This is a genomic window from Myxacorys chilensis, assembly GCF_059505265.1.
This window is the reverse complement of record NZ_JCACKG010000181.1, coordinates 16946-31256: the sequence shown is the minus strand read 5'-3', so window position 1 is coordinate 31256 and position 14311 is coordinate 16946. Positions and strand designations below refer to the sequence as shown.

11 protein-coding genes are annotated in these 14311 nt (G+C 47.2%); all 11 read right to left on the bottom strand.

The annotated features are described in order from the left end of the window. Nucleotides 1-247: 247 nt before the first annotated feature. Nucleotides 248-1357, bottom strand: a complete 1110-nt coding sequence (locus AC5JLB_RS15260; RefSeq protein ID WP_495874681.1) for a glycosyltransferase family 4 protein — start codon at nt 1355-1357, stop codon at nt 248-250. Then, on the bottom strand, nt 1354-2829 hold the full coding sequence (locus tag AC5JLB_RS15255; protein WP_495874680.1) for a capsular polysaccharide export protein, LipB/KpsS family: 1476 nt from the start codon (nt 2827-2829) through the stop codon (nt 1354-1356). The genes AC5JLB_RS15260 and AC5JLB_RS15255 overlap by 4 nt, the downstream gene beginning before the upstream one ends. Nucleotides 2830-2838: 9 nt before the next feature. Next, nucleotides 2839-3810 (bottom strand): glycosyltransferase, encoded by a 972-nt coding sequence (locus tag AC5JLB_RS15250; protein WP_495874679.1) that lies wholly within the window; start codon nt 3808-3810, stop codon nt 2839-2841. Nucleotides 3811-3851: 41 nt separating this feature from the next. Then, nucleotides 3852-4892, bottom strand: a complete 1041-nt coding sequence (locus AC5JLB_RS15245; RefSeq protein WP_495874678.1) for a glycosyltransferase family 4 protein — start codon at nt 4890-4892, stop codon at nt 3852-3854. Next, complete coding sequence (locus AC5JLB_RS15240; RefSeq protein ID WP_495874677.1) at nt 4889-6241, bottom strand: DUF6080 domain-containing protein; 1353 nt, start codon at nt 6239-6241, stop codon at nt 4889-4891. The genes AC5JLB_RS15245 and AC5JLB_RS15240 overlap by 4 nt, the downstream gene beginning before the upstream one ends. A gap of 8 nt (nt 6242-6249) precedes the next feature. Beyond that, entirely contained in the window at nt 6250-7062 is an 813-nt protein-coding gene (locus AC5JLB_RS15235) for a motility associated factor glycosyltransferase family protein (protein WP_495874676.1), read from the bottom strand. 36 nt (nt 7063-7098) lie between these two features. Beyond that, on the bottom strand, nt 7099-7428 hold the full coding sequence (locus AC5JLB_RS15230) for a DMT family transporter (protein ID WP_495874675.1): 330 nt from the start codon (nt 7426-7428) through the stop codon (nt 7099-7101). A 203-nt stretch (nt 7429-7631) separates the two neighbouring features. Continuing rightward, on the bottom strand, nt 7632-8606 hold the full coding sequence (locus tag AC5JLB_RS15225) for a decaprenyl-phosphate phosphoribosyltransferase (RefSeq protein ID WP_495874674.1): 975 nt from the start codon (nt 8604-8606) through the stop codon (nt 7632-7634). Continuing rightward, entirely contained in the window at nt 8581-9573 is a 993-nt protein-coding gene (locus AC5JLB_RS15220) for a hypothetical protein (RefSeq protein ID WP_495874673.1), read from the bottom strand. The genes AC5JLB_RS15225 and AC5JLB_RS15220 overlap by 26 nt, the downstream gene beginning before the upstream one ends. 3 nt (nt 9574-9576) lie before the next feature. Continuing rightward, nucleotides 9577-11043: an MBOAT family O-acyltransferase gene (locus tag AC5JLB_RS15215; RefSeq protein WP_495874672.1), complete on the bottom strand. Its 1467-nt coding sequence runs from the start codon at nt 11041-11043 to the stop codon at nt 9577-9579. A gap of 180 nt (nt 11044-11223) precedes the next feature. Continuing rightward, nucleotides 11224-14076, bottom strand: a complete 2853-nt coding sequence (locus tag AC5JLB_RS15210; protein WP_495874671.1) for a lectin-like domain-containing protein — start codon at nt 14074-14076, stop codon at nt 11224-11226. Between the last annotated feature and the right edge of the window lie 235 nt (nt 14077-14311).

The window sequence follows — 14311 nt, the reverse complement described above, 5'->3', positions numbered from 1 at the left end:
CCTTCTTCGAGCCACAGTCTCAGAAGAAGATAGGGGAGGAACTGAGATCAAAAGCGACCGTCAAAGCTCAACTCCAGACAGCTAAAGTAGGATTCAATTACCTCTCATCCATTCGAGGGTAAAGTTGCCGTTCAGGGAAAACTCGGTAAATTTGCGAAGAATCTTGATCTATGTCAATTCTCAGTGAAAAAGCGGACAAACATCCGGAATCATACGGAGAAGACGCGGAAAGGGAAGACGGTCTTACTTAAAGTAGCGTTTCGAGATCTTGAGTAAAAACTGCGATCGGGTCAGGCGGAATCACCTCACGAACTTTACAAGCAGCGGCTTTTCCCATCTCGTACCAAGAGTCTCTCTGCTGCCAAGCCCGCTCTAGTGCTTCGTCCACAAATTCCGGCGTCGGTGCTTTTGCAACAAATCCATTCACATTGTCATCCACTAATTCAGTATTGCCTGCAACATCAGTAACGATACAGATGCGCCCACACAGCATCGCTTCGACCACGACCAATGGTAATCCTTCATAGCGAGATGGCAAAATCAGCGCGTGATGCGTTGACCAGATCGACTCGACATCAGGTGTAAACTGCCCAAACTCAACATTCTGAATTCCCCATAAATCGCGCAGTCGCTTTAGAGTTTCAGCATGACCCCCTTCTCCAAATAGCGTCACTGTGATTGGGCGATTTCTCCATTTGTCTGAGCGCAGAACTTCAAACAAAATATCCTGTCCTTTACTGACCGGATTGAGCCGTCCCACACAGGCCAGTTTGAATCCTTCATCCGTTTGCTTCCAGGTAGACACAGCATTGTAAGACACGTTAAATGGATTTCGCACAATTTGCGCGTGGGGTATCTCTGCTGCAATTTGCTTAACGGTTAATTCTAGATTCTTTTGAGAAACAAAATAGCATTTCTTTGCTCGACGATATGCGTGTGCTAAGCGTGCATTAAGCTCATCAGGATACCAATAATTCTCCGACGCAACGTGTGAGATCGTCACATAAGGAATGCTGCGCTGCCAACACGCTTCCATCCAAAATAGACCATCATTATTAGAAGATTGATTAATCACAGCGAGAGTAGGACGAACGCGATCAAGCCAGCGATAAAATCCTTGCCCTCGGTGTGCCATAAATGCCACTTTTTGAAATAACGTTTGATCATACCAGCGGTAGGTAACTGAACAATCAGCTTCTACGGCCTGCATCTGTTTTGGTTTTGGATTCCACCCCTTGACGCTGACACTAACCTTGTATCCAGAGCACGCCATCCGGGTTGCAGTTTGCGCCCAAAGTTCTTCACTCCCCCCCCACGAAGTAGTAGCATTAAGCGAAATGAATGCAATTTTTTTCATTGTTCTAAAATTGTCTGGATCATTGATGTCACCCGTTCCTGTGCCTTTCCATCACAGACGCCCGCATACTGTTGCAAAAACTGTCGTTGCCCTTCAAGGAGGTCTTGCTGCTGTTTTTCTGATAGCTGTTCGATTTGCTGTAGTGATGTCTGTAGTGTTTCAGGAGAAAATCCAGGAAGCGCTGCATTGTATTTTACAAAGGGCAGCACTGGATCAGACACAGCAAAATGGGCGTGAATCACGACTTTGCCAAAGAACATTGCCTCTAAGCCAACCGTCGAATCTTCGGAGATGACAACACTAGCGTTTGGAATCAGCGATCGCACGAGTCCGGTTGATAGTGTGACGCGATCGCTTAAGGGATGAGCATTGATGTAAGTCTGGTATAAGGCAATGTCATCTAAAGGATGCGGTTTAATCACTAAATGCGCGGTGGGCGACTGCTCAAGTGCAGTCAGTAAAGCCTGTAAAATTTGAATGCCTTCTTGAGGCGTGCGCGAGGGAATGTAGCACTTTTCAGGACAGTGGGGGCGAGTTGTCCATAGCCAATATTCACCCCCACGATCAAGCTGATTGGGAAACATTAAGCCATCGTATTCAGGGTTTCCATTTGCCTGCAAGCGGCTCGGTTGCCAAGTAGAATCTTGCTGATATCGTTGGAGACGGGCATCTCCCCAAACGCTGATAACGTCTGCGTAAGCCTCATCTAAACAGTGCTGTTCGCAATCTAGACCATGTTGCAGCATGATGGATGGAATCGCATATTTTCGCGCAACAAAAACGTAGCTCTGAACCGGAAAGTGATTGTCAGCGAACACAAGAATTGCATTAGGACGCAGAATCGATAACTCGGTTTCAATTTGCTCTGTTCGGAGCAGGAGTTGAGCAATTTGATGTCGAAGCACGATGACATCAGGTTCAAGCAGTTCGACGCCGAGCGCTCCGAGTCCTTCAAGGATGCCTTGGTGCAGCGCTTCAACGTGAGCTAGATTTGGCAGATCTAAAAGCAGTGGCGGTCTAATCGTTTGAATATTTAGAGCCGAGTCAAATGCGCCTTGAGGAGCAACTACAGTAATGGATTCAGATTGAGCGATCACTTTCACCACAGACTGTAGAGTCGGATGAGCGCAAGGAACGTAGAGAACCTGCGAAGACTGAAGCGATCGCACATCTTGCCACATCTGGAGCAATTTTAGCGATCGCTTCAGCCAAAATTTGAGCCGATTAGGATGCGGGGTGAGGGGCGTAGGCGGTAAGACGCGATCAAATTCAAACTGATCTGAATTGGTTTGTTGACGGATCGCACGTGCGACCTTATCCCACAAAAAACACCGCGTTAATTCTGCATAATCAATACCGTTATAGATTGTGACAACACTAGTGTGTTTCGACCAATTGCAAATTGCATTCCAAGCAAAGCGATCAAGAGCCGCAGCAGATTGAGATGTGAGCGATTGAAGTTCAAGGGACATCAGAATCAATTAAGCGCGAATGCTTGTCCAGCTTGTTAATTTAAACCACCCTGCTCTAAGCCACCGTTTTTGCTGCTTTAGAACAGTACTCAAGTTAAAGATTGCGGCGCTCCAACTTCTCCAGATCCGATTGAGCGGACGGCGAACTATCTTAGGCATGTGAGCTAGTGCTTTGATTCTGCCTGTAATCCAGCCATTTGCATAGGCAGTATCGATTTCGTCTTGCGTCACTGCGTTCTCGTCGAGTGCCGCTAAGAAAAATTGCTCCCACAAATCACTAATCGGATTGTGATGGAATCGCCAAGGTTGACTGGTGAGATCGGTAAAATGAACGATTTTAGAATCACGATCGACGTAATCGAGGTGATTCCATTCGCTCGGTATTGCTGTAACAGATAAATTAAAATGTTTTCTGAAATGCTCTCCCAAGTACATCAAACTCGGTAAGGAGAATGCATTGCGATCCAATAGTTCAACAAGCTCGTTAATGCTCCATTTAACTTTGGCGCAGTCTATTAACATAACGCTGGCAAGATAAAAAACTTCTTCCGTGTTTAGGAATCCGTTCATCGAATCCTCAATGTAATGCTTGTAGCACTTTGCCTGTTTAACAGGAACAGCAGCAAAAACACTATCGACTAAATCATAATTCCACAGTTCCGCCACGTCTGACATTACCAATTGATCAGAATCGCAATAGATTGCGCGACCTTGATAGTTACACCATTCTGGAATTGCCCAACGGGCTAGAGAAAATGCAGTTGCGCCTTTAATGCGCCCGGCAATGTCTGCTGGCAGCGTTTTTACATCACCTGTGACAATATTTTTTGCCGATCCGGTTACCCCGTCAATGATGTAAATCTCCATCGACTGGCTTGCAGATTTCAACAGGCTGTAGCAAAAAACCCGTTCTTCGATCAAATTTTTTGGGCTTGATCCAATAAAAATCCGAATCGGGTGAGAAGAAGTTTGAGTACTCATTTAAGAATCACGCTCGCTTTAAAGTCACACTGATTTGAGAGTCACTTCGTTGGTTGCAACAACGCTTGAACTGCCAACGAAAAATTTTTCCAGCTTAAATGCTCAACCGTTTTGCGAACATTGGTCGTCATGGTGAAGGCTCGATCGATCAATTCACAAATCGTGTCGATCGACGCATCGGTATCGAAAATAAAGCCGTTTTCTCCAGAGTTGATTAAATCAGGATTGTGTCCGGTATTGCTTACTACCGGAAAGATATTGCACATCATGGCTTCAATTACGGGAATTGGACCTCCTTCTAAACGAGATGGAGACACAAACACGTCCATTTGAGCATAGTACATCGGGTAGTCGCGATAGGGAGCTTCGACATACTTGAAGTTGGCTAGGTTCCGCAGTTCCTCAAAGCGATCGTACTGTTGCCAATTTCGACCCAACAGGATGAACTGACGATGCGGCATAGCTTTGATGATTTCAAAGATCCGATCGGGATCTTTGCGCTCGTAGTAAGCTGTACAAAATCCGACTGCTCCGTTTACACGCTCGTGCGGTTGAAATAGGTCAGGATCAGCCGCTTGGAGAATATAGGTCGATTTCGCTGGCTCAAGTCCTGCCGCACGTAGTTCGTTGCACGATCGTGAATTCACAAAAATCGTGGTTGTCGCCTGATTCAAAGCCGCAATTAGCGCTGACTCACTCATGCCAATCGATTTTTTGTGGGTGTAGAACACGAGCAATTTTGCCTGGGCAATCTGCGGATTCTGGGCTAGACCCGACGGATACAGTGAATAATGCGAGAAGAAATAAGCCTTGGCGGGCGGCAGGAACGCTTCTGAATAGTGAAAGTGACACTTGCCTGGAAAATAGGTCGCGATTTCCTTGCAGAGCGCGTCTAAGATCCAGCCTTTATTTCCTTCGCAGATCACAAACACCAAATCATATCGTGCAGGCGTAACCGCCCACTGCAGGCGATGGAACGCCTGCTTTCTTAACGCGCTCAGCTTTTGAGGAACGCCATGTTTTAGCCGAAACCAAACCTGAGTGAACGGCACATTGAACAGAAAATTTTCCCTGGGTGTCATGATGATGGGTCAGTAGAATGGAGGGGAGAACCAAGTACGATCGCGCCAAGCGGTACTTGAATCGTTGGCATGTTCGAGCGAAGGATTGGAATCTGCTCGCGGAGGCTGCCACGGTGCTTGAGAAATTCAGTGGCTAGGAAAAACTGATTGCCATTATTTAATCCTGCAAACACAATTAGAGGAATAGCCAATCCTAAGACGATCGTTCGCCATCGGGTTAACGTCGCCATTGCGCACATCAGAATCAAAAATGGAATGAGATGAATTGCATACAAAAATGTCTCCTCGCCATACACTAAATGCAATGCAAGCTGCCCCAGCAATCCAACGCCAATCACAAAGCTTAGTTTTCGATTTTTTCTAACTTGCCAACACGCTAGCACACCAAAAATTAGTAGCGCTGTCCACAACAGTACCGCAATCATGCCCCAGATACCCCCCGAACCAGGAAATGACTGCTGAACGCTAAGCAGGGGCCACTCGATCTGATTGCGATTGCTTGGAATGACTTGAAGCGCAGGAACAATCATCGGATGAAATATAAATCCGAGTAACACTCGAATCGAACCGCCTGACGTTTTTGGCAACAGGTAGTTTGTCTCTTCCGAAAGGTCAGTGATAAAAGTTGTTCCTGGAAAAATTCGGCTCTGAACGCCCCACAACACCACCACGATCGCCAGCGCTATCCCAGTAATTGCGATTGTTCGCTTCCAGGTATGACTTATTACTGTTGCTGCGATGCCAACCATCCAATTTGTCGTCGTAATGCTGAGCGTGAATGCACTCATCAAAATGTAACTCCAAATCGGTAGCACTGTAGTTTGCGAAAGCGCCACGAGGAAAAGGGCAGCCAGCATACTCAGTGACCCAAACAGATAGGTCTCTGGAACGGTCGTCCAAAAGATCAATGCTGCACTCGACAAGGCCAATACGCTAAATACAGTAGCGTCAAAGCGACGACAGCCCATTAATCGCAGCGTCACAAACAGCAAACCGACCCAAGCTGCCGTCGTTCCGGCAACCAGGATCATGACGGCAGTGGCAGGTGTCGTACGCGCGATCGCGCGTACGACTTTTACAAGTGGAAACGCCAGTAACGAAAACAACGGATGCACTTTCGCGCGGAAATTTGGTGCAGTGCGAGAACTCATGTTCGAGAACACGCGCTCGATATCAGACCCAAACCAGACATCCTCGGTGTAATCTTGAAGTATCACTGAATCGACCAGCTGGCCACTTGCATACGCGATTAGGCTAGTGAACACTAACAGCAACACTAAAATAATCAAGTCAGCACGAAACAAACCAAGCGAAGTGGGATCGAATGCGAGCCTAAGTCTAGCTTTCATGGAAGTACTCATCGGACAGAGATCACTTTGCGTGCAAACTGCTTAAAGCGATTGAGATAATGTCCGGTATAGTCGAGTTTCGGAGAAATATCTGGGGCGCTTTGAATCAGGGTGGGCTGGTCAAGTTCTTCACAGAGCCGCTCGAAATCTTGCTCAGGGGCTTCTAGACTCAGGAATGGAGTGAGGCTGACTAAGTTGACGCCGCGCTGTCGCAACACAGGACGCATTTCAGCCAGTCCTTCATAGTATTCGCGATAGCGGCTGTCTGCCGAGGCATCGCGCCAACGGGTATGTTGTTTGTGGGCGTGATTGTTGCCCAGTAGAGCGCAGTTGTCGCAGCCAATGAGAAAGATGTTTTTAGCACCCATGTTAGCGGCTAAGTTGACTCCAGCTTGCGCGATCGAAGTCCATAGATATAGCTTGTCATCTGTCGCTTTGCGAACCCAGTCCAGAACTCGCCCCGTGTCTGGGGGTTTGTTCGGCGGTTGCGTGTTGGGACGCCCAATCATCTCAAAGAAGTAGAAGTGTTCTTCAGCGTATTTCAGTTGTTCGGGTGTAACCAAGCTTTTAGTTTTTTCATACTTGGTGATCCAGGTGATTTCTGGATGAGGTGATTGATCAGGGATAAATTCTGGAATACTGAGATCCGGATGGATTGTAATGCTGTAGCGAACGGGAAGCGTTTTCCAGGTTTGGTTAAGTCCGATTGTAATTTTGTTTTCGAGTAGCGAGAGCGGAAAAACACGTAGACTTGCTCCTGTACCAATTACATAAATGTCGCTGCCAGGATAGCGGTTGTAGAGTTCTGAAACGCACTTCATAGTCACTTACAGGTAAATTCGGAATTAAGAATTGAGTTAGTTGAGGGCCTTACCGAACGCGATCGCGCAAATTCCGCTCAGCATGAGTCCGACGCCTAACAGACTTAGAAATGGAATTTTTTCATGAAAGTAAGTGGCTCCCGCAAACGTAGTCGCAATTACGCTTAATCCGATTAACAATGGATAAGCGAATGAGACGTTAAATTTACCAAGAATGAAAACATAGCAAATCGTACTCAGACCATAGCAGGTCACACCACCGAGGAGGTATAGATTAATTAATCCTTGACCAGAACCCAGTTTTAGCAGCAGTTGAGCCGCCGTATTTAGCCCAACTGTTATGAGAATTAATGCAAGATACAACAAGCGCGTCCACCCAAGCTAGAGTTAACATTTGATATTTAATTGCTCAATTTAGATTGCTCAATAGTTGGCATCTAAAGCTGACGATTGCGGCGACATGAGCAATGAGGCAGAAGATCACTCTTAAAACCTGTGAAGCTGTGAATCATTCAATCCTCACAAGATCTAACCTTTGCAACCTGCTTTTGCAAACTCACTCTTATTTCTTATTCAATGAGACCATTGTACTGAAGCAATAAAATTGTGAAGACCGTCGCAACCCAAGCCAATACGGTCAGCAAAATTGGCAAATCTGTTAGCAGCACTTCTTCAGGTCGCTCAGTTTTGTGCTGCTGATCAGAGTCATCACAACTCACTTCACTTATCACTTCACTTAGCAACTGATACCGGAACACACCGTACAGAACAAATGGCAGGGTTGCCATCATCCACGACGTGGAAGCCCCGTTCAATTTAGGTCCGGCACTCCACAGCGCATAGGATGTGATCGTTCCGGCAACGACGGTACTTTCCATTCGAGTCAGCAACGACATTGAGTACTTGCGTAACACCGACCGAGTTTTTCCTCCTTTACGTTGCAGTAATCGCAGTTCCGCTTTCCGTTTCTCAATTCCTAAAAATAGAGCCAACATTGCAGTACACAACACAAACCAAATCGACAGCTTAATGTCTGTTGACGTTGCGCCCGCATAAGCCCGCAGCACAAACCCAATTGCGATCGCAATTACGTCTAAAATCACCATGCGTTTGAGCCGAAGATTGTATGCCGTCTGTAAACAGGCATAGCTCACAATTGTCAAGCCCAATCCCATCGATTGAGCGAATCCAAAGAACACAGCGCTACTCAACAGACAAAATGCCATCGCGATCGCAACTGGAATGCTCACCAATCCAGCCGCGATTGGACGGTTACGCTTGACGGGGTGAAGCCGATCGTCTTTAACATCGGCAACGTCATTGATTAAGTAAAAACTACTTGAAACGCAGCAGAACAACACAAACGCCAATATGCTACCGAGAAACGAATCGAGCGTGATCGAAAACGCAAACAGCGGAGCCGCAAAAACAACTAAATTCTTAGTCCACTGATGCGGACGTAACGCTTTCACATAGGAAACAAAAGTGAGCCGCTTCTTGTGCCGCGCTTTTTCTACTTCAGGGTCGATCAGGGGAGTTTTCATGGTGTGCTATCGGAAGATGGGGAGATAGGCGATCAATTAATGCGATCGTGCGTTGTCTCGCTGCATCCTGATTGAGATGGTATCGAGAGTCAAAGTAGGCACTATCTAGATACGCAACGTCTTCAGGGCGATCAAGAATTGGAAATTCTAAGGACTTAGACAGGGTTTGAGCGACGTTTTCAATCTGAGTTTGGTTTTCGGTCAGCACCTTCTTCATCAGGGGCGCGTAGCTATAAAACACCCGAATATTTCTCGCTTTGGCGCGTTGATTAAACTCGTTGAGCGATCGAATGACATACTGGACATCCTGCGGGTCGAAATTAAACGTTTTACCTTCAGAAGCAATCTTTTCGGTCACTTGGGGTAGCCCGTAATGCCCGGTGACATCGCCGTAATTGTTGAAGCTATTGCGCTGATAGTAGGGTTTTCGCTCAAGGTCACCCGTCGCAGATGCCACCGAGCGACGAAATACCCCGCCAAGAAAGACCAGCCCTTCATCCATCAACGATGGCAAATAGCTCAGAGGTAAGAATTGAACATTTCGCCAGTCCGCTTCGATCACGTCATAAACATCTTTCGCGCCTGGTGGAAAACCAATAAAGTTCTCATACTCCAATGAGATCACCACAATGTCACCAGACTTTAAGCCTGGTTCTACTTCTCTGAGCATGAACTCTGCTCCTAACCCAGCATGAAGTCCCATATTCACAGGCTCGTACTGGAGGTGATCTTTAAGCAGGGGTGAGGAATAGCCATAGGCAACCGACGAACCACCCACTAAGACTAGTCTTGGCCTTGATTGAGGCTGCTTTAGCTCAGCTTGTTTATCGATGGAAGCTGCCATAAATCCATTGGCAACAACATCCCGATAATTGATCATGTAAGGCGTCAACACTACCCCTGCAACCGCAGCTTGAAGTGAGAAAAATCCAGCCAATCTAAGTACAAATCTCTTTAAATTAGACATAGTTCAAAATTGGAAATAAACAAATTCTCCAGTGTTCCACGTACCCCAAAACAGGGTGATCCAAAACAAAGCGGTATATACCAGCCAGCGCAGCGGAGCGTGCCATTTCTCAATTTGTAACGGGTAGGTTTTATGGCGCTGCATCCACTCTGCTGCAATGAACCCAATCAGTAGGGTGATCAAAATTTGCGGTTCTAGTGGACTTGTCGAAAAGATAGTTCCAAAGGATTGATACGCTGCTAATTGAAACGGTTCGGTCAAGATTTTCCGAATAATCAAAGCGGCAGTCTGTCCAGACTGAGCACGGAAAAAGATCCATGCAAAGCACGTTAGTGTAAACGTCAGCACGATTCGGAACACTGTACTGAAATTCGGTAGGCGTCGCTCGCCGCCTGGAATATCTGTCGCTTTAAGGGCTGACTTTGCACCCCACAGCGGCTCTAGAATAATTAATGCTCCATGAATGCCGCCCCAAATCACAAAGTTCAATGAGGCACCGTGCCACAATCCGCTCAGCAGGAACGTGATCATGACGTTGAGCGATCGCCGAATTGGTGCAACTCGGCTCCCGCCCAACGGAATGTACACATAGTCTTTGAGCCAGGTTGAAAGGGAAATGTGCCAGCGCCGCCAGAACTCTGAGATCGATTGTGAGAAGTAGGGATAAGCAAAATTTTGCATTAGATCAAAGCCGAATAATCGAGCCGTTCCGATGGCGATATCCGAGTAAGCGGAGAAGTCACAATAGATCTGAAATGCAAATAGTACCGTCGCAAAGGCAAGCTGAGGACCTGACATACCGCCTGGTGAAGCGTAGGCTCGCTCGACGATCGGGGCAAGATTATCTGCGATCGCCATTTTCTTGAAGAAGCCCCACAGCATCTGCTGACAACCATCGACGGAGCGTGCATAGTTAAACTGGCGATCGCGCTCAACCTGTGGCAATAAGTGTGAGGCTCGCTCAATCGGTCCTGCGACTAACTGCGGGAAGAATGAGAGATAGCAGAGATAGTTAATTAAATTTCGAGCGGGCTGGAGTTGTCTTCGATAGATATCGATCGTGTAAGTCAGCGTTTGAAAGGTGTAGAAGCTGATCCCCAATGGCAAAATCACATTGAGGGAAAAAGCATCGACCTGCCAACCGACCGATCCCAATGCTCGACTCAAGCTATCAGCAAAGAAGTTCCAGTACTTGAAGAATCCTAGTATTCCTAAGTTGAATATGAGGCTAAGGCCCAATAAAAGTCGTCGCCACTTTGGATCTTCAAGCCGAGCAAGATAATATCCTGCAACGTAATCGACTAAGCTAGAGAAAAACAGTAAGAAACAGAAGCGGTAATCCCACCAACCATAAAAAATATAGCTAACGATTATCAAAAAAATGTTTTGATAGGATCTTTGTTTGATTGACCAGTAAGTGGTGAATGCGATCGCAAGCAGCAGAATAAACGTGAGTGTGGTAAACGTCATAAGTCACTGTCATAAGTCATTGAGAGAGGAACCCAACTAAAACACAGCTAGAGAGACAAAGCTAGACAGATAAAATCGCTTAACGCGGCTGCCTAGATAGTTAAAAGCCCTCCGCGAGGCTATTTCTCGCGGAGGGTCGATGCTACGAGATTGAGAACGGTCACGAACGGCAAACAAACACTACCCGACGCTGAGCGTGTTTCCAGAAATGCCGACTTTATCTAACAAAGCGGTATACCAAAGGTTGCCAATCTTGTCGTAACCCGTCATTGAAGGATGTACTCCACTGTCATCATTGCGTGGTGCCAGATCATTAACCGTGAGGCTCCGCATATCAACAAAATCTACATTTTTACCTTGGGCTTGCTTGTTCGCAATTAGCCCTGGCATTGCATTGTTGTAGTCTGTGACGGTCTGAACCTGCTGCTGTTGCTGAGCCAGCGTCGCGTTTTCATCAGTATTGAGATGAATGGGCGGAATCGAAGCAACCAGTAATTTCAGCTTGGGTGAGAAGCCTGTAATCTGGTCAATCAGAGTACTGAGTTTGCTAATCATCTGGTCTGCCGTATCTTTAATGAAGTTGTTGGTTCCGATCGTTAGCGTCACAATGTCTGGATTCTCTCGATTAAGATAGTTCATCACATTGGCACTGACTTTATCGATTGTCCAACCACCTGACCCTTGATGATTGCGATCGCCCGTGCCATTCCATCCACTCGCGCTTCCATCCGTCTCGCTTCCGACAAAATCAACCGATAGACCTGCATCAGTGAATTTATTCCATAACACTCGGCGATAACCGCCTGGAATATCTGTGCGATTCTTATCGGCAGTCCGGGACGTCACGCCAAGAGTAATTGAGTCACCAAGGGGCAGAATTCGAGCGATTCCGGGTTGAACAGCTGGAGGTGGGGGCGTTGAGGTTGTCATCTGCCAACTCAACACATCTTGTAAATTCGGCGCTCCCCCAGTTCCAGCACTGAATCCCACAAATGCTTCTGATCCCACAACATTCGACAATCTGACGGTCGTGTTAATGAGGGCAGTCGTGGGTTTAGTGGATTGATTCGAGAGATACACTTTCAAATTATCGGTGACGCCGTTGTAATCCACCCAAGCGTTCAAGATCGTGTTGGAACCATTGAGATCAAAGGGGGCATTTGCTTGAGCGATCGGTTCAGACATTTTGCCATCGCGCACCACTCCAACGTAGTTATTACTCAATTCACCTGCATTCTGCCAGGTATCAAATTTGATCGCTAAGCTGTTGTTGATTCCACTCAGTCCTAGGCTACCGCCAGTACCACCGAGTGCATTTAATCCAGCGCTGCTGTTTTGTAGCATGAATGTGATGCCATCGGCACCGTTTGTTCCTCGGCTTCCAGAGAGCTTAAGTTGGAAGCTAGTTTGGAATGAAGTGTCGCCGTAGAGAGCGATCCGGTCTGTTGCAAAGGCGCTTCCCGCGACTCCATTGACCTCAGGAGTTAACCGGAGTACGTTTTCGTTTTGAGCCGCCGCGCCATTCAACTTGATTCCGCTTGCGCTTGAGAAGTCATTGTAGTTAATCGAGGTTGTGTATCCAGAGCTTGGGGGCGGTGGCGGTTCAATCGGCGGGGCAGTCGGGTTTGACGCACTGAACTGCCAATTTAGAACTTCATGAATATTCGCTGCGCCGCCCGTTGCAGCACTGAACCCAACATACGCCTGATTGCCCAGAAGGCTCGATAAATCAACGGTGTAATTGATCAATGCACCCGTGGGTTTAGTCGTTCCATTCGACACGTAAACCGCTAAATTATTAGTCGTTCCGTTGTAGTCAACCCAAACATTGGCTACCCCACCGCTATTAATATCGAACGGAGCATTGGCTCCCGCCACTGACCCGATCGCAACTCCATTTAGGTTGACTCCCACAAAATTATTGCTGGATTCACCCGGATTTGCCCAAGTATCAAACTTAATCGCAAGGCTTTTGTTAATCGCAGTTCCTGATCCAGCCCCATAGCCCAACTGTCCGGCTATCCCACCTAAAGCGTTGATGCCCGCACTACTGTTTTGCAGCATGAAGGTCATGCCATCTGTACCGTTGGTGCCTTGAGCGCCGCGAATGCGAAATTGGAAGTTGGTTGAGAAAGACGTGTCGGAATTGAGCCCGATCGGCGCTGTCCAAAATGCCGAGCCTGCTTGTTGAGTGATATCAGGTGTCAATTGCAACACATTTCCAGTCTGAGCCGCATTGCCGTTCAGCTTTAAACCACTGGTGTTGGCAAAATCGCGGTAATCAATGGTTGACCCCGTTGGTGGAGGCGTTGGCGCTGGAGACGTAGTTGGGGTAGACGTAGTTGGGGTAGACGTGGTTGGAGTAGACGTGTCTAACTGCCACTTGAGAACGTCGTGAATGTTGGGTGCGCCGCCCGTTGCAGCACTAAAACCCGCATAGGCTTGAGTGCCGACAATACTTGCAAGATCAACGGTGTAGTTAATCAAAGCTGTCGTCGGCTTACTGGTGCTACCCGATAAGTAAACGGCTAGGTTATCAGTCGTTCCGTTATAGTCAACCCAAACGTTCACAAGGCTGCCGCTGTTGAGATCGATTGGAGCTTTTGCCCCAGCAACTGACCCGATCGCAACTCCATTCAGGTTGACTCCCACAAAGTTATTGCTGGATTCTCCTGAATTTGCCCAAGTATCAAATTTAATTGCAAGGCTTTTGTCGATCGCAGGATTGTTTTGTCCTGCTCCATAGCCTAACTGTCCTGCCGAGTCTCCGATCGCTGCTGCGCCTCGACTACTGTTTTGCAGCATGAAGGTCATGCCGTCTGCGCCGTTTGTGCCTTGACTGCCTGTAATTCGCAGTTGAAAGTTGGTGGAAAACGAGGTGCTTCCACCAATCGCGAACGGAGTATCCAAAAAGGCGCTTCCCAGTTGGGCTTTAGCATCGGGTGTTAACCGCAATGCGTCTCCTGCTTGAGACGCATTGCCATTTAGCTTCAGACCACTGGTGCTTGAGAAGTTACTGTAACTAATCGCCATAACGCAAATCTAAACAGAATTTTCTTGAATTGATAACAGGAATAGGAAATGCCTGACCTGGCTCTAAAGCTGGCTCAAGATGGACTATGGAGTTTAGAGCCATAAAAATCTGGCGGTAGGGATGCAGCCTATCTGCGTCAAATCTGAGTATTCTGTTCTAACAGCGGGTGAAGGGTCGGCTCACTAGACAATTCTCGGTTCGAGGAATGATTGCCTGCAATTTGTCGGTTTTAGC